This window comes from Mesorhizobium sangaii, assembly GCF_014207355.1.
GTDB classification, from domain to species: domain Bacteria; phylum Pseudomonadota; class Alphaproteobacteria; order Rhizobiales; family Rhizobiaceae; genus Mesorhizobium; species Mesorhizobium sangaii.
Genome location: NZ_JACHEF010000004.1, coordinates 349,354 through 365,947 on the forward strand (window position 1 = coordinate 349,354; position 16,594 = coordinate 365,947).

At 63.7% G+C, this 16,594-nt stretch carries 13 protein-coding genes; 10 read left to right on the forward strand and 3 right to left on the reverse strand.

Annotated elements, in window-relative coordinates; translation table 11 throughout:
* Nucleotides 1-14 precede the first annotated feature (14 nt).
* From HNQ71_RS21850 to HNQ71_RS21865, 4 genes are all read left to right on the forward strand, one after another.
* Nucleotides 15-1,925 (forward strand): AAA family ATPase, encoded by a 1,911-nt coding sequence (locus tag HNQ71_RS21850; protein WP_184874703.1) that lies wholly within the window; start codon nt 15-17, stop codon nt 1,923-1,925.
* Nucleotides 1,926-1,934: 9 nt separating this feature from the next.
* Nucleotides 1,935-3,236 carry a DUF6638 family protein gene (locus tag HNQ71_RS21855; protein ID WP_184874704.1) on the forward strand — a complete coding sequence of 434 codons (1,302 nt, stop codon included), beginning with the start codon at nt 1,935-1,937 and terminating at the stop codon, nt 3,234-3,236.
* A gap of 105 nt (nt 3,237-3,341) precedes the next feature.
* The gene (locus HNQ71_RS21860) at nt 3,342-4,466 is read left to right on the forward strand and encodes a DUF2333 family protein (protein ID WP_184874705.1); all 1,125 of its coding nucleotides are present in this window, start codon (nt 3,342-3,344) and stop codon (nt 4,464-4,466) included.
* A gap of 314 nt (nt 4,467-4,780) precedes the next feature.
* Nucleotides 4,781-6,460, forward strand: a complete 1,680-nt coding sequence (locus HNQ71_RS21865) for a formate--tetrahydrofolate ligase (RefSeq protein WP_184874706.1) — start codon at nt 4,781-4,783, stop codon at nt 6,458-6,460.
* Between the two features lie 68 nt (nt 6,461-6,528).
* On the opposite strand, the gene HNQ71_RS21870 is transcribed toward HNQ71_RS21865, so the two are convergent.
* The gene (locus tag HNQ71_RS21870; protein WP_184874707.1) at nt 6,529-7,173 is read right to left on the reverse strand and encodes a cysteine hydrolase family protein; all 645 of its coding nucleotides are present in this window, start codon (nt 7,171-7,173) and stop codon (nt 6,529-6,531) included.
* A 127-nt stretch (nt 7,174-7,300) separates the two neighbouring features.
* Between HNQ71_RS21870 and HNQ71_RS21875 the strand changes: the two genes are divergently transcribed.
* Nucleotides 7,301-8,290, forward strand: coding sequence for a GlxA family transcriptional regulator (locus tag HNQ71_RS21875; RefSeq protein WP_184874708.1), 990 nt, complete (start codon nt 7,301-7,303; stop codon nt 8,288-8,290).
* Between the two features lie 6 nt (nt 8,291-8,296).
* Here HNQ71_RS21875 and HNQ71_RS21880 read toward each other — a convergent pair whose 3' ends face one another.
* Nucleotides 8,297-8,854, reverse strand: a complete 558-nt coding sequence (locus HNQ71_RS21880) for a sugar O-acetyltransferase (RefSeq protein ID WP_184874709.1) — start codon at nt 8,852-8,854, stop codon at nt 8,297-8,299.
* Between the two features lie 184 nt (nt 8,855-9,038).
* Between HNQ71_RS21880 and HNQ71_RS21885 the strand changes: the two genes are divergently transcribed.
* From HNQ71_RS21885 to HNQ71_RS21900, 4 genes are all read left to right on the forward strand, one after another.
* A complete protein-coding gene (locus HNQ71_RS21885) occupies nt 9,039-9,500 on the forward strand; it encodes a DUF4126 domain-containing protein (protein WP_184874710.1) in 462 nt (153 codons plus the stop codon).
* Entirely contained in the window at nt 9,497-10,873 is a 1,377-nt protein-coding gene (locus tag HNQ71_RS21890) for an FAD-containing oxidoreductase (protein ID WP_184874711.1), read from the forward strand. The genes HNQ71_RS21885 and HNQ71_RS21890 overlap by 4 nt, the downstream gene beginning before the upstream one ends.
* A gap of 120 nt (nt 10,874-10,993) precedes the next feature.
* On the forward strand, nt 10,994-12,172 hold the full coding sequence (locus HNQ71_RS21895) for an MFS transporter (RefSeq protein ID WP_184874712.1): 1,179 nt from the start codon (nt 10,994-10,996) through the stop codon (nt 12,170-12,172).
* Nucleotides 12,173-12,260: 88 nt separating this feature from the next.
* The gene (locus HNQ71_RS21900) at nt 12,261-13,316 is read left to right on the forward strand and encodes a M14 family metallopeptidase (RefSeq protein ID WP_184874713.1); all 1,056 of its coding nucleotides are present in this window, start codon (nt 12,261-12,263) and stop codon (nt 13,314-13,316) included.
* A gap of 1 nt (nt 13,317) precedes the next feature.
* Here the strand turns inward: HNQ71_RS21900 and HNQ71_RS21905 are convergent, their stop codons facing one another.
* Nucleotides 13,318-14,088, reverse strand: coding sequence for an isocitrate lyase/PEP mutase family protein (locus HNQ71_RS21905; RefSeq protein WP_184874714.1), 771 nt, complete (start codon nt 14,086-14,088; stop codon nt 13,318-13,320).
* Nucleotides 14,089-14,404: 316 nt separating this feature from the next.
* On the opposite strand from HNQ71_RS21905, the gene HNQ71_RS21910 reads away from it, so the two are divergent.
* Nucleotides 14,405-16,594, forward strand: coding sequence for an anthranilate synthase (locus tag HNQ71_RS21910; protein ID WP_184874715.1), 2,190 nt, complete (start codon nt 14,405-14,407; stop codon nt 16,592-16,594).

Below are 16,594 nucleotides of genomic sequence, written 5' to 3' on the forward strand. Positions count from 1 at the left end.
ACGGAGCACTCTTCATGGATACCGGCCTGACCACCATTCCGGAAGCTTCGATCGAAAAGCACCGCGCCACCGCGCAGAGCTTCATCACCCGCATCGTCGTGCTGGAGGATCCCTCGCGCGAGTCCGGCACGGCGCTGGCCGGCACCAATCGCCGTTTCGTCTCAACCGTCTCGGTCGGCTCGGTGCGCCGCACGCGCGAGGTCGAGCTATCGAAAACCGTCGGCGCCGTCCACCCCGACGACCAGTTGCTGACCATCCCGCAGCACACGCTGTTGTTCCGCGCCCGGCGCGGCACGGCCATCGCGCTCGCCATATCGGACGTCTTTGCCGAAGGTTCGGACCTCGAAAGCCTGCAGTCCAGGAACACCCGTGCCCCGCTCGAAGGCGACGAGGCATCCACCTTCAAGAAGCTCCTGTCGGCCTCGGCCTACATCTCGGCCTTCAGCATCGCTTCCTATCTGTTCCAGTTGATCGACAGCGACGGCGAGGCGCCCAACGACATCCCCGAGCCGGACTTCCTGTTCGACACGCCCCAGGATGCGGTGAAATCGATCCTGGCCGGCCTCGACAAGGCGATATCAGGCTCGTCCGACGATACCGACCTGATGACGAGGGCTCGCGCCTTCGCCCGCGTCGCCATCGACGGACTGCTGGCGCGCAAGGGCCGCTTCGACGGCATCGGCCCGTTCGAGAACGCCCATATCCGCATCGATGCCGATGACTTCACCCTCGATGGTTTCGACGTCGCGCCCGGAAAGCGATCGAAGCCGCTGGTGATGACCTTCAAGAAGCCGGAAGAGGTGGTCGGCAACCACATCGCCAAATACCAGTCGGTCAAGCTCGCCAGGATGCTGATGGCCTACGACCTCGAGCGTGAGCTCAACCCCTTCGTCGAACTCGGCGGCTTCCTGTTCACCTTCATCGGCGACGGCGCCCCCGGCACCGGCAAGACGACGCTGATCCAGATGATCGCCGGCCTCGTCAGCGGCTACTGCCAGGTCGCCGGCTATCCCTTCGCCTATGAGAATTTCGGTGTCGACCAGATCTCATCCTACCAGGGCAAGTCGGGCCAGAACTGCCGCCAGTTCATCAACAATGTCTTGAACCCGCGCGTCATCGGCTTCGGCACCATCGACGACATCGACCAGGTGGCGGCGCGCCGCTCCGACGACCGCGCCTCGGCCGGCCAGCAGGAGATCACCGGCGTGCTGATGGATGCCTTTGCCGGTGCCGGCACGGTGGTACGCGGCAACTGCTCGTTCGGCATGTTCTCCAATTACCCCGAAAATGTCGACGATGCGCTGCGCCAGCGCGCCGGCGCCCGCTGGCTGGTCGACGGACCACAGACGCGCGACGACTACATCGACATCTTCGTGCTGCTTGCCGGCAAGAATCACAAGATCCCGCTCGGCGACCACGATCTCTACGCCGCGCAGGAGATCCAGCGCGCAGTGACTGAGGCCTACGAGGAGCATGAGAAGCCGCAGGAAGATGGGCTGATGAAGGTCTACGAGCGGTACATGAAGGAAAATGGCGCGCCGAAATCGATGGCCGACATCGGCACCTATCTGCACCTGATCAAGGATGCCGAGCCGCGCTTCACCGGCCGCGCCATCAAGAACGTCACCGACGCCATCAAGATGCGCGCCATGGACATCGAGCTTCCCGACGACTGGTTCGAAAAGCCGGAAGCCTTCATGCACAAGGGCTATGACGAGAAGAAAGCCATGATCGAGGAACTGCGCGGGCCGTTCTCGATGGACATGGTCATGCAGGAGATCAACCGCTACGCCGACAGCGAGTTCCGCTATTCCGACAAGTCCGACGACGCCGCAGTCGAAAAACTGCTGCGCGACGCACGCCTGCGCGAACGGGCCGCGCGCGAGATGGAGGAAATGAAGAAAAAGGGTCTGTGGAATGCGTGAAGGTACGCAATGACCGCCAAGAAACCCGACCTGCTGCGCGACAATGAGCTGATCTATGGCCGGCTGCTGACGGTCGACGAGCCGCATTTGATCCAGCGCTACAACAAGGCGCTGGCCGCGTTCGGTCTGAAGCCGACGAAACTGAAGAGCTTCCAGATCGACCGCACCGGCTTCTCGCCAGAAGTGGCCGAGGAATGCGGCGACTATGATTACCTCGACCCCAACGAGGTCAATCGCCGCTTCATCATCCTGACGCCGTCGCAGATCGACCTGCCGGTGGTGCACACCGCCTTCTCCAACACCTCGCAGTTGATGTTCGAGTTCATGTCCAAGAACCAGCGCGCCATCGACGCGCTGACCATCAAGGACGTCATCTACGGCGAGATCGAGGATTCCGTTCCCAAGGTCAACGACATCGAGGACCTGCTGTCGATCAGCCAGGTCGAGTTCAAGGTGCTGTCGGCCGAGGATGTGCTGGGCAAGGCCGCCGAGCTCGGTAAGCTCGTCGACCGGCTGAAGCAGGAGCCCGACGCCTGGCGCGACAACGCCATGCTGACCCGCATGGTGGAACTGGCCAAGATCTGCGGCGACATCCGCGAGAACGCGCTGGTGCCCGACCAGGTGATCTTCCGCCACAATGCCTACTGGACCAGCCATTTCGGCGGTCTCTACGTGTTCGTCGATCCGGACATGACGACAGTGATCGGCGATCCGGCCGCACCCGGCTTCCGCCGCTCGCGGCCGTGGCAGGTGAGCTATCTCTCGATCAACGACGCCGACAAGGTGTTCAAGTTCCTCGCCACCACCGGCCGCATCGAGCTGCCGCGTGCCTCCTGGATCGAGGCCTCGGGATATCTCGAGCATCGCGCCGAGATGGTGGTGCGCGCGCTGATCCGCGACGCCGAGCCGGACCGCAACCTGACCGACGTCGACAAGGTCTGGCTGCAGACCTGGATCCAGAGCCATGCCGACCTGATCACCAGGGACGGCAACTTTCCCTTCCTCAACGCTGCCAAGCGCGAGATCGCCCAGCTCGGCTACCTCAAGATCGAGGATGTCTTCCCGCAGCAGCGCTTCCTGGTGATCCGCGCCAAACCAGACCATCCCGACGCCTGGCTGACCAACCGGCTGATCTCGGACTTCGTCCCGTCGGACTTCGTCTCGCGCTACATCTTCAATAAGCAGGGCTTCTACAGGGACTATGACGGCTTCAGCGACGCCTGGCGATCGCATGTTGTGGACGTTCTCAAAACCACATATTTGAAAGACAAGGTGGCGTTTCGCACACGCCTCTACGGCCTGACTGACTAGAACGAAATGAACTGTCATTTCGCTCTAACTTATTGTTTTGGCGCATGATGCTATCCAAAAAGTCTGCAACTTTTTGGCATCATGCTTTGAGGGGGTGACATCGCCATGCTCGATCCGATCGTGAACTTCTTCACCCGGATTTTCCAGTGGATCGGCCGTGGTATCGGCCTCCTGATCGGCGTCATCCTGTGGCCGTTCATGTGGGCCGGGCGCTGGTACACTCAGCGCGGCTGGATCCTCAAAGCCGTGGTCGGCGTCGCCCTGCTGGTGCTGATTGGCCTCTATGCCAACTTCATCTACGCCACCCAGTGGTGGAACAATTTCAACCCGAATTACCCCGACACCTACACTTTCGAGAAGCGCAACGTGTCCGCCGGCGAACAGGTTGCCGCCGGCTCCGGCACGGATACCGCCAAGACCTGCGGCAACTCCGGTATCGCCCAGATCGCCGCCGACCTGACCGACTTCAACGTCAACCAGAATGCCTGGATCTCGTCGATGATCCTCTACAAGATCGGCCTGTTCGGCGTCGACTGGGACCACACGCCGTGGATGGACAACAAGGCCTCGTTCCAGCGCGGCATCAACCAGGCGGTGAGGCGCACGGCGACGGAACTCGCCGATAATCTCGGCCGTGTCCGCACCACATCGCAGATCGATGCCGATCTCCAGGACGCGCGCGGCAATCTGCAGTTCGACGAATACACCTGGTATTTCGGCCTGAGCCCGTTCGGTCCGAAGACGCCGACACCGAGCTATTATCGCGACGCGGTGCGCAAGCTGCGTTCCTTTAACGCGCGGCTCGCCACCTGCCAGGCGACCTTCGATGCCCGCGCCGACAATTTGAAACAATATATCGATCGCATCGCTTCGGACATCGGCTCGACCTCGGCCATTCTCAAGGAACGTGCCGAAAACCATAACAATGGCTGGTTCGATTTCCGCGCCGACGATCGCTACTGGTTCGCCTATGGCCAGCTCTACGCCTATTACGGCCTGATGAAGGGCGCCCAGGCCGACTTCGACGACGTCATCAAGGAAAAGCACCTGCAGAGCTTGTGGGACACGATGGATGCACAGTTTGTCTCGGCGCTGCGCATCCAGCCCTTCATCATCGCCAATGGCCGCGAGGACGGCTGGCTGTTGCCGACGCATCTGACGACGATGGGCTTCTACGTGCTCAGGGTGCGCTCCAACATGGTCGAAATCAGCAACGTGCTGACGCAGTAGGGCTTGCCGGCCGCAGCCGAAGCGATGGCGAATTTGCGCCGTCGCCTCTGTCGCATTCGGTGCATTGTGCGGCTGTTTTGAGACGGCGGAACGGCGCGTCCTCTGGCTTCTATACGGCGCGGCAACGGAGCCGGGAAGAACCGATGACAGGTCGGCCGGTCCGCAGAGGAATTTTCTTCATAGGAAACATAGTTGCATGCAAGTTGACGCCGCGGCAGCGACAGGGTTAAAACATGCCCGCGCCCGGTTCCGGCCTGCTTGCGAATGAGATCAAACCCCGTCCCCTCCACCGACCAATCCAGAGGATAGCCGTCATGGCCGAAGTGAAGTCCGACATCGAGATCGCGCGCGGCGCCAAGAAGAAGCAGATCCAGGAGATCGGCCAGAAGATCGGCATTCCGACCGAACACCTTCTGCCCTATGGCCACGACAAGGCCAAGATTTCCGCCGAGTTCATCAAGTCGGTGAAAGGCAACAAGGACGGCAGGCTGATCCTCGTCACCGCCATCAACCCGACGCCCGCCGGTGAGGGCAAGACGACGACCACCGTCGGCCTCGGCGACGGCCTCAACCGCATCGGCAAGAAGGCGATCGTCTGTATCCGCGAGGCTTCGCTCGGCCCGAACTTCGGCGTCAAGGGCGGTGCGGCCGGCGGCGGCTATGCGCAGGTCGTGCCGATGGAGGACATGAACCTCCACTTCACCGGCGACTTCCACGCCATCACCACGGCGCACAATCTTTTGTCGGCACTAATCGACAACCACATCTACTGGGGCAATGAGCTCGGCATCGACACCCGCCGCGTCGTCTGGCGCCGCGTCATGGACATGAACGACCGCGCGCTGCGCGAGATGATCTGTTCGCTCGGCGGCGTCGCCAACGGCTTTCCGCGCGAGGGCGGCTTCGACATCACCGTCGCCTCGGAAGTCATGGCCATCCTGTGCCTGTCGACCGACCTCAAGGACCTCGAGAAGCGCCTCGGCGACATCATCGTCGCCTATCGCCGCGACAAGTCGCCGGTCTACGCCCGCGACCTCAAGGCCGACGGCGCCATGGCCGTGCTCTTGAAGGACGCCATGCAGCCGAACCTGGTGCAGACGCTGGAGAACAACCCGGCCTTCGTGCATGGCGGCCCGTTCGCCAACATCGCGCATGGCTGCAACTCGGTCGTCGCCACCACGACGGCGCTCAAGCTTGCCGACTATGTCGTCACCGAAGCCGGCTTCGGCGCAGACCTCGGTGCGGAAAAGTTCTTCGACATCAAGTGCCGCAAGGCCGGCCTGAAGCCGGCCGCTGCCGTCATCGTCGCCACGGTGCGCGCCATGAAGATGAATGGCGGCGTCAAGAAGGAAGACCTCGGCAAGGAAAACATCGAGGCGGTGAAGAAGGGCTGCGCCAACCTTGGCCGCCACATCGAGAACATCCGCCAGTTCGGCGTGCCGGCGGTGGTTGCCATCAACCACTTCTATTCCGACACCGACGCCGAAATCCAGGCGATGAAGGACTATGTCGCCTCGATGGGTGAAGAGGCGATCCTGTGCAAGCACTGGGCCAAGGGCTCGGCCGGCATCGAGGAACTCGCCAACAAGGTGGTGGCGCTGGCCGAATCCGGTGCCTCGCAGTTCGCGCCGCTCTACCCCGATGCGATGCCGCTGTTCGAGAAGATCAACACCATCGTCCAGCGCATCTATCGCGGCTCGGAAGCGATCGCCGACAAGTCGGTGCGCGACCAGTTGCACGCCTGGGAGCAAGCCGGCTACGGCCACCTGCCGGTCTGCATGGCCAAGACGCAGTATTCCTTCTCGACCGACCCGAACCTGCGCGGCGCGCCGACCGGCCACACCGTGCCGGTGCGCGAGGTCAGGCTGTCGGCGGGTGCTGGCTTCGTCGTCATCATCTGCGGTGAGGTCATGACCATGCCCGGCCTGCCCAAGGCGCCATCCTCGGAGAAGATCTTCCTCAACGAGATGGGCCAGATCGAAGGCCTGTTCTGAGATTTTGCCGTCTCGACATCAAAAAGGGCGCCGCAGCGATGCGGCGCCCTTTTTGTTTCCGGATACTGCTATGCGGCGTTGCGCGCCAGCGCCCGCTGGTTGGACCCAAAGATCGTGTCCCGTTCCGGCAGCGTTCCGGTGTTCAGGCATTCGATCCACTCGGCGGTCTTGAGCACCGCCGCGAAGCGCGACTGCAGGATGATCGTGACCACGCGGTGGATCTCTTCGGCCGAAGCATAGCCGGCGCTGTTGGCGTAAGGCACGGAGCCGGTCGCGTCGGACAGGAACTCGACGGCAAAGCCCATGTGGACGGCGTGGATGATGGTCGACAGATCGCAATTGTGCGTCATATAGCCGACCACCGTGAGCGTATCGATGGCGTTGGCGCGCAGCCAGTCTTCCAGGTCGGTGCCAATGAAGGCGGAGGGGAGGTTCTTTTCGACATAATGGTCGCGCTCACGCCTGGCGATCTCGGGATGGAGTTCGCCACCATGGCTGCCCTTGGCGAAGATCGGCGAAGTCTCGGGCGCCATCTGCTTGACGACCACCACCTTGATGCCGGCGGCAGCGGCCGCATCCATGGCGCGTGCCACATTGACGACGCTGTCGCGGAACGGCGGATGCTGGATGGCGAGATTGCCGCCATCATAATCGTTCTGGACGTCGACGACGATCAGCGCGCGGCGCGGCGTGGTGTTGGCTGGGTCAGACATGGTGTTTTCCTTTCCGGCTTGAATGCGTTGGGTCGAACATAGGCGGGTCGCCAAGCGGTCGAAAGTGTCCCGATTGACATCGTTCGAAAGAATTGGGACAATCTGCATTCATTTGCTTGGAAGCCCCATGACCGACCCGATTATCGCCGTCCTTGCCTTCGACGGCATCAGCCCGTTCCATCTCTCCGTGCCATGCCTGGTGTTCGGCGAGGACAGGACATCGCTTGGGCTGCCGCGATTCGAGTTCCGCATCTGCGCGGTCAAGGCCGGCCCGATCCACACCGAAGCCGGACTGACGGTTGCCGCGCCGCATGGGCTCGAAGGGTTTGACGCCGCCGACATCGTCATCGTCCCAAGCTGGCATCATCTCGGTGAAGCACCAGCCCCGGTGTTGATGGAGGCGCTGCGCAGGGCACACGAGCATGGCGCTTTGATTGTCGGCCTGTGTCTGGGAACCTTCGCCATCGCCGCCGCCGGGTTGCTTTCAGGTCGCCGTGCCGCGACGCACTGGGCCTATTCAGAGCGGCTGCAAAAACTCCATCCCGACATCGCGGTTGATGCCACGGTGCTCTATGTCGACAATGGCGATGTGGTGACCTCGGCCGGCGTCGCGGCTGGCCTCGACTGCTGTCTCCACATCGTGCGCGCCCGCTATGGCGCGGAAGCCGCACTCCGGCTCGCTCGCCAGATTGTTCTTTCGCCACATCGGCAAGGCGGGCAGGCACAATTCATCGAGCATCCGGTCGCAAAAAGCGCTGACGCCGACCGGTTCACGCAGGCGCTTGACGCGGTTCGCGCGACGCTTGGCGAGACGCACAGCCTCGACCGTGTCGCCGAAGCCGCCGGCCTCACCCGGCGCACCTTCACCCGCCGCTTTCAGAAATCGATCGGCACCAGTTTCGGCGAATGGCTGACCAGCCAGCGGATCGAACTGGCGCAGCGGTTGCTGGAGGCGACGGAGAAGTCGATGGACATGGTGGCCTTCGAGGTCGGCTTCGGCAGCGCCACGTCGCTGCGCCAGCATTTTTCAGCACGGCTCAAGACGTCACCGGCGCAGTACCGGCGTGAGTTCTCGAGGCGAGCCGATCAGGACAAACACACAGTGCTTTCGCCCTGATCTTGTTCAATCCCGCTTGACCGCCCGTGCCGGATTGCCGACCACCGTGGTATTCGCGGCCACGTCGCGCGTCACCACCGCACCGGCGCCGACGATGGCGCCCTCTCCGATGCTGACGCCGCCAAGGATGATCGCGCTGCCGCCGATCCAGGCATTGGCGCCGATCTCGACAGGCCTCGCGATCTCCAGTCCCGCTTGCCGCCCGGCGGCCTCCTTGTGGTGCTCGGCGCAATAGATCTGCACATTTGGGCCGAGCAGCGTTCCGCTGCCGATGCGCACGCTTGCCGTGTCGAGAATGGTGCAGCCGGCATTGAGAAAGGCTCCATCGCCGAGAAAGATGTTGAAGCCGTAGGCGCAGTGGAACGGCGCCTCGATGCGGGCGCCCTCGCCCGCCCTGCCGAGCAATGCCTTCAAGCCCGGCCCGAGGTTTCCGCGCTGCCGGGGCGGCAGGCAATTGTGCTCGAACACCGCGTCGCGCGCCGTCACGCGCAAGGCCTCCAGATCGTCATCGAGGCAGGTGTACCATTCGCCGGCCGCCATCTTCGCGCGCTCGCTTCCGGCCATGACGGTGTCCTCCCTTTGCCATCCCCGCCAAAGCACAAATGCCGCGGACGGAAAAGTGCCAGCTTCTGCCAATTCCGGGCGCAAAATCCATTCCGATTTTTCGACGTCATGTCTGGTCAAAGGCCAAGCCTATGCTAGCCTGCTCTTGCTGGGCTGTCCTGGCCCGGCTCTGAGGGGATCAAGCATGCTGTATATTCTCGCACTTCTGATCGGCGTCATTGCCGGTCTTCGCGCGATGACCGCGCCGGCCGCCGTCGCCTGGGGCGCTTATCTCGGCTGGCTGCCGGTCGCCGACACCTGGGCCAGCTTCATGAGCCACTGGGCCGCTGTCGGCATCTTCACCATCCTGGCCATCGTCGAGCTGGTCACCGACCAGTTGCCTTCAACGCCGAGCCGCAAAGTGCCGCAGCAATTCGGCGCCCGCATCATCATGGGCGCCTTTACCGGCGCTGTCATCGGCGCCACCGGCGGTTCCACCATCGGCGGCCTGATCGCCGGCGCCATCGGCGCTGTTATCGGCACGCTGGGCGGCGCCGAAGCGCGCGGCCGGCTGGCCGCCGCCTTCGGCAAGGACCCGCCCGCCGCCTTCATCGAGGACGCGGTGGCGATCATCGGCGGCCTGCTGATCGTGGCGGCGGTGGCATGACGGCAAAGACCTTCGACGCCATCATCATCGGCGCCGGACAGGCCGGCCCGTCGCTGGCCGGCCGGCTGAATGCCGCCGGCATGAGCGTGGCCCTGATCGAGCGCAAACTGGTTGGCGGCACCTGCGTCAACACCGGCTGCATGCCGACCAAGACCATGGTCGCCAGCGCCTATGCCGCGCATCTGGCGCGGCGCGCCGCCGACTATGGCGTGACGATCGGCGGTCCCGTCGGCGTCGATTATCAAAGGATCAAGGCGCGCAAGGACAAGGTGTCGAACGACGCCCGCACCGGGCTCGAAACCTGGATCGCCGGCATGGACAAATGCACGCTCTATCGCGGCCATGCGCGTTTCGAATCCGCCAACACCGTGCGCGTCGGCGACGACCTTTTGACCGCCGGCAAGATCTTCCTCAACACAGGCGGCCGTGCCTCGGTGCCCGACCTGCCCGGCGTCCACGATATCGACTATCTGACCAACTCCTCGATGATGGATCTCGATGTGCTGCCACGCCATCTCGTCGTCGTCGGCGGCAGCTACATCTCACTCGAATTCGCACAGATGTTCCGCCGCTTCGGTAGCGACGTCACGGTCATCGAAAAGAGCCCGCGCCTAACCGGCCGCGAGGACGAGGACGTCTCGGCCGCCATCCTGTCGATCCTCGAAAACGAAGGCATTGCGGTCCATCTCGGTGCCGACGACATCGCCTTCGCCAAACAGGGCAAGGACATCGCCGTGACCTTCTCCGCCGGCAAGCCGCCGGCCATCGGCTCGCATGTACTGCTGGCTCTGGGACGCGTGCCCAACACCGATGATCTCGGCCTCGACAAGGCCGGCGTCGAGGTCGACAAGCGCGGCTTCGTCACCGTCGATGACCAGTTGCGCACCAGCGTGCCCGGCATATGGGCGATGGGCGACTGCAACGGCAAGGGCGCCTTCACCCACACCTCCTACAACGACTACGAGATCGTCGCCGCCAACCTGCTCGACAATGATCCGCGCAAGGTCAGCGACCGTATCGAGGCGTATGCGCTCTACATCGACCCGCCGCTCGGCCGCTGCGGCATGACCGAGACCGCGGTGAAGAAATCCGGGCGCCGGGCGCTGGTCGGCCAGCGGCCGATGACCCGTGTCGGACGCGCCGTCGAAAAGGGCGAGACGCAGGGCTTCATGAAGATCCTCGTCGATGCCGACACAAGGGAGATCCTCGGCTGTTCTGTGCTTGGCCCCGGCGGCGACGAGGCGGTGCATTGCGTGCTCGACCTGATGTACGCCAAGGCGCCCGTCGACACGCTGGCGCGCGCGGTGCACATCCACCCGAATGTCTCGGAACTGCTGCCAACCATCGCCCAGGAGCTAAAGCCGCTGGTGTGAGACACTCACACTCGCGCCAAGCTCTGGACTTTATGCATTGCTGCATTGCAGCAATGCATATTGCGCGTAGCGGGGCTACGCGTCCAATCTAAATTTGAACCGATTCAGTCTGGACGCCCCATGCCTTTGCCGATCCTTGCGCTTGCCATTGCGTCCTTCTGCATCGGCACCACCGAATTCGTCATCATGGGCCTGCTGCCGGAGGTCGCCGCCGACCTCGGCGTGTCCATCCCTTCGGCGGGCCTGCTGGTCACCGGCTATGCGCTGGGCGTCGTCTTCGGCGCGCCAATCGTGGCGATGGGCACCGCGCATTTGCCGCGCAAGCCGGTGCTGGTTGGCCTCGCCGCGCTGTTCGTCGTCGGCAATCTGTTCTGTGCCATTGCACCCAACTACTGGATGCTGATGGCCGCGCGCGTCTTCACCGCCTTCGGCCACGGCGCCTTCTTCGGCATCGGCTCGGTCGTTGCCGCGAGTCTGGTGCCGCGCAACAAACGCGCCAGCGCCATCGCGCTGATGTTCGCCGGGCTGACGCTGGCCAACATCCTTGGCGTCCCGGCCGGAACCGCCCTTGGCGAAGCCTTCGGCTGGCGCGCCACCTTCCTCGCCGTGGTCGGCATCGGCCTGATCTCGGTCGCTTGCATCGCCTGGCTGGTGCCATCCGACGTCACCGGGCCGAGCGGTGGCGGCTTGCGCGGCGAACTGCGCGTGCTGGGCAAGCTGCAAGTCTGGCTGGCGATGCTGATCGCCGCTCTTGCCTCGGCCAGCCTGTTTGCCGTCTTCACCTACATAAAACCCTATTTGACCGACGTGTCCGGCCTGTCCACCTCGGCCGTCACCTGGGTGCTGCTGCTGTTCGGCGCCGGCATGACCATCGGCAACATCATCGGCGGCAGGCTCGCCGACTGGAAATTGATGCCGACGGTCATCGGCACGCTGCTGTTGCTGGCGCTGCTGTTTGTCGGCTTCATCCAGTTCGGCGCCATAGCCGGCGTTGCCATCGGCATTGTTTTCCTGTGGGGCCTGCTCATCTTCGTCGTCGTACCGCCGCTGCAGATCCGCGTCGTCGAGGCGGCCTCCGAAGGGCCGAACCTTGCCGCCACGCTGAACCAGGGCGCCTTCAATGTCGGCAATGCCGGTGGCGCCTGGATCGGCGGCGTGGCCCTTTCCGCAGGTGTTTCCTATGCCAATCTGCCGCTGGTCGGCGCGGCATTGGCGCTGCTGGCGGTCATCGTCGCGGTGCTGTCGCAGACGCTGGATCGGCGTGCGCCCATCGTCCCGCTTCAGGCTGCCGCGGAATAACCGCTTGCGCCCATAGCGCGGCAGGCTGGACCAATCGACATCGGCACCTTCAAATGGGCATGTCTTGTCGCTCTTGATGGAGGAAGTCATGCAGAAATCGATCGAGCGCATTGCCGGCGAAAGCGAAGGTATTTCCTACGAATTCCCGCTGTTCCGGTTTGCCGGAACCGGCAAGGCCGCTCCGTCAGCCTATCTGCAGGCGGCACTCCATGCCGGCGAGTTGCCGGGCGTGGTCGCCATCGACGCGCTGATGCCGATGCTGGCCAAGGCCGAGGCCGAAGGCCGCATCAAGGGCGACATCACCGTCGTGCCCTGGGCCAACCCGATTGGCCGCGCCCAATATCATTTCGGCGAACATCAGGGCCGCTTCCATCTCGGCACCCGCACCAACTTCAACCGCGACTTTCCGCTGCTTGCCGCGCCCGACGCAGCACTCTTGCCCGACACCGGCCTTGGCTCCGTCGACCAGCGGCTGAAGACCCGGCTGGTGCAGCTTTCGCTCGGCCACGACATCGTGCTCGACCTGCATTGCGACGACGAAGGCCTCGCCTATCTGTATGTCCATACCAGCCTGTGGCCGGCGATGGCCGACTGTGCCGCCGCCATGGGCGTCGATGCGGTGATGCTGTGGAGCGAAGACACCGACGGTACGTTCGAGGGCGCCTCGATCATGCCCTACCAGAACGCTCCCGATGAAGTGGCCAAGCTCGACCGCCGCGTCGCCACCACGGTCGAATATCGCGGCATCCTCGATGTCGATGGCGCCTTGGCCGCAGCCGACGCCGAAGGTCTTTACCGGCTGCTGGTTGCGCGCGGCGTAATCGCCGACACCGCCCTGCCCGCACCCGGTCCTTTCACCGGTGTCGTCGCACCGCTGGAAAACATCGAGATGATGCCGGCACCCCGGGCGGGCGCAGTGCTTTACGACGTGAAGCCCGGCGACCGCGTCGCCAAGGGCGCTCGCCTCGCCACCGTCGTCCACGCACCAGGTGAAACCGATGGCCGCACCGAAGTCTTCGCACCGCAGGACGGCATCATCCTGACCCGCCGCTCGCGCCGCATCATCCGCGCCGGCGAGGATCTTTTGAAACTCGTCGGCGACAGCAAGAGCGCCGACGCCAGATCCGGCACGCTGGAGGACTGAATTAGCCGGAAATAGCCAGCCGCGCCTTCTCCTCCAGCCATTCGGCCATCTGCCGGTATGGCACCGGGCCGTGGCTGATGCGGGCGACGCCGAGTTCCGCCAGCCGCTGACGCGGCGGCACATGCGCCAGCGCAATGATGTTGACCGGCAACGCGATGGCCTTGCAGAGCGCCTCGATCAGGCGCTCATCGCCAAGACCCGGCGCAAAGAAGCCGTTCGCTCCGGCCTTTTCAAAGGCGTGTGCCCGTTCGATCGCCTGGTCGAGCAGCGCCTTGTCATGCGAATCCGGCTTCGCCTTGAGGAAGATGTCGGTTCGGGCGTTGAGGAATGCCGGGATACCCGAAGCCTTGACCGCTGCGGCCGCGGCTTCGATCCGCTTCACCTGTAGCGCGATGTCGTGCAGGCCGGCGCCGCCGACGATCTGATCCTCGAAGTTGAAGCCGATGGCACCGGCCTGCACGGCGCGCGTCACGGTCCGTGCGACGATGTCCGGATCGACACCATAGCCACCCTCGAGGTCCATGGTCACCGGCAGGTCGACCGCCCCTACGATGCGCTTGATGTTGTCGAGCGCCAGGTCCAGCGGGATCTTCTCGCCATCGGCATATCCAAAGGCCGCCGCCACCGGCCAGCTTCCCGTCGCGATCGCCTTGGCCCCTGCTTTTTCGACGATCTTGGCGGAGCCCGGGTCCCAGGCATTGTAGAGAACGATCGGGGTGCCCTTGACATGGAGGGAATGGAATGTGCGCGCACGCTCAATCTGATCGGTCATGGTGTTTTCCCATATTCTGCCGTTGGACATCCAGCCTAAGCAGGACCACCAGCCCTGGCGATGTGCCATGAGCCGCAGAAGCGGCGGCCAACGAACAGATTTTCAAACCTGTTGCGCATCCGGTCTTTCGCAGCTATGGATTTCGCCATGAACATGCGTTCGACCAAGACCATTTGGTGGTGGGCCTGCTGACAGCGGCCTGTTCGAACGCGTGCGCGTGAAAATAGAGGGTGGCCGCAGCGGAATGTCCGGGCGGCCATTTGTTTTTTCAAGCCATTCCCGGGTCCGTTGCCCCAAGAAGCTGATGGAGACGGCAATGACGATCAAGGTTCTGGAAAACGGGGCGGAAAGTTTCGTGACGGCGGGTGGCATCACCATTACCCGCGAACGCCACGACCGGCCCTATGCGGGCGCCATCGACGCCTACGTCGACGGGCTGAATGCGCGCCGCGGCGCGGTGTTTTCCTCGAACTATGAATATCCCGGCCGCTACACCCGCTGGGATACCGCCATCATCGATCCGCCGCTGGTCATTTCGGCGCGTGGCCGCTCTGTCCGCATCGAGGCGCTGAACGGTCGTGGCGAGGCGCTGTTGCCGGTCATCGGCAAGACGCTCGGCAGCCTGGCCGATGTCGCCATCGCCGAGAATTCGAAAAAGCTGATCCGCCTCCAGGTCGCCAAGCCCGGCCGTGTCTTCACCGAGGAGGAGCGCAGCCGCGTGCCCTCTGTGTTCACCGTGCTGCGCGCCATCACCGCTTTGTTCAAGACCGAGGAAGACGCCAATCTCGGCCTCTACGGCGCCTTCGGCTACGACCTCGCCTTCCAGTTCGACCCGGTCGACTACAAGCTCGAGCGCAAGCAGAGCCAGCGCGACCTCGTCCTGTTCCTGCCCGACGAGATCCTGGTCGTCGACCATTATTCGGCCAAGGCCTGGACCGACCGCTACGACTATTCGGGCGACGGCTTTTCGACGGAAGGCCTGCCGCGCGATGAAATCACCGAGCCGTTCAAGACCGCCGACCGCATCCCGCCGCGCGGCGACCATGAGCCTGGCGAATACGCCAACCTGGTTCGCAAGGCCATGGATTCGTTCAAGCGCGGCGATCTGTTCGAGGTCGTGCCCGGCCAGATGTTCTACGAGCGCTGCGAAACCCAGCCGTCCGAGATTTCGCGCAAGCTGAAGAGCATCAACCCCTCGCCCTATTCCTTCTTCATCAATCTGGGCGAAGGCGAATATCTGATCGGCGCCTCCCCGGAAATGTTCGTTCGCGTCAACGGCCGCCGTGTCGAGACCTGCCCGATCTCCGGCACCATCAAGCGCGGCGACGACGCCATTTCCGACTCCGAGCAGATCCTGAAGCTGCTCAACTCCAAGAAGGACGAATCCGAGCTCACCATGTGCTCGGACGTCGATCGCAACGACAAGTCGCGGGTCTGCGAGCCGGGCTCGGTGCGCGTCATCGGCCGCCGCCAGATCGAGATGTATTCGCGCCTGATCCACACCGTGGACCACATCGAGGGGCGGCTGCGCGAAGGCATGGATGCCTTCGACGCCTTCCTGTCGCATGCCTGGGCGGTCACCGTCACCGGCGCGCCGAAACTGTGGGCCATGCGCTTCATCGAGCAGAACGAGAAGAGCCCGCGTGCCTGGTATGGCGGCGCGATCGGCATGGTCAATTTCAACGGCGACATGAACACCGGCCTCACCCTTCGCACCATCCGCATCAAGGACGGCATTGCCGAGGTCCGCGCCGGCGCCACATTGCTCTTCGACAGCATTCCCGAGGAAGAAGAAGCCGAAACCGAACTGAAGGCATCCGCCATGCTCTCCGCCATCCGAGACGCCAAGACAGGCAATTCCGCCAGCATCGAACGCACCACCGCCCGCGTCGGCGACGGCGTCAACATCCTGCTCGTCGACCACGAGGACAGCTTCGTCCACACGCTGGCCAATTATTTCCGCCAGACCGGCGCCAACGTCTCGACCGTACGCACGCCGGTGCCGGAGGAAGTCTTCGACCGGCTGAAGCCCGACCTCGTCGTGCTGTCGCCCGGCCCCGGCACGCCGAAGGATTTTGATTGCGCAGCCACCATCAAGAAGGCTCGCGCCCGCGAGTTGCCGATTTTCGGCGTCTGCCTTGGCCTGCAGGCACTGGCCGAGGCCTATGGCGGCGAACTCAGGCAACTGCATGTGCCCATGCACGGCAAGCCGTCGCGCATCCGTGTTTCGAAGCCGGGCATCATCTTCTCCGGCCTGCCCAAAGAAGTCACCGTCGGCCGCTATCACTCCATCTTCGCCGACCCGGTGCGCCTGCCCGATGATTTCATCGTCACGGCCGAGACCGAGGACGGCGTCATCATGGCCTTCGAGCACCGCAAGGAACCGATCGCCGCGGTGCAGTTCCACCCGGAATCGATCATGACGCTCGGCCACAATGCCGGCATGCGCATCATTGAGAACATCGTTGCCCACCTGCCGCGCAAGGCCAAGGAAAAGGCCGCCTGA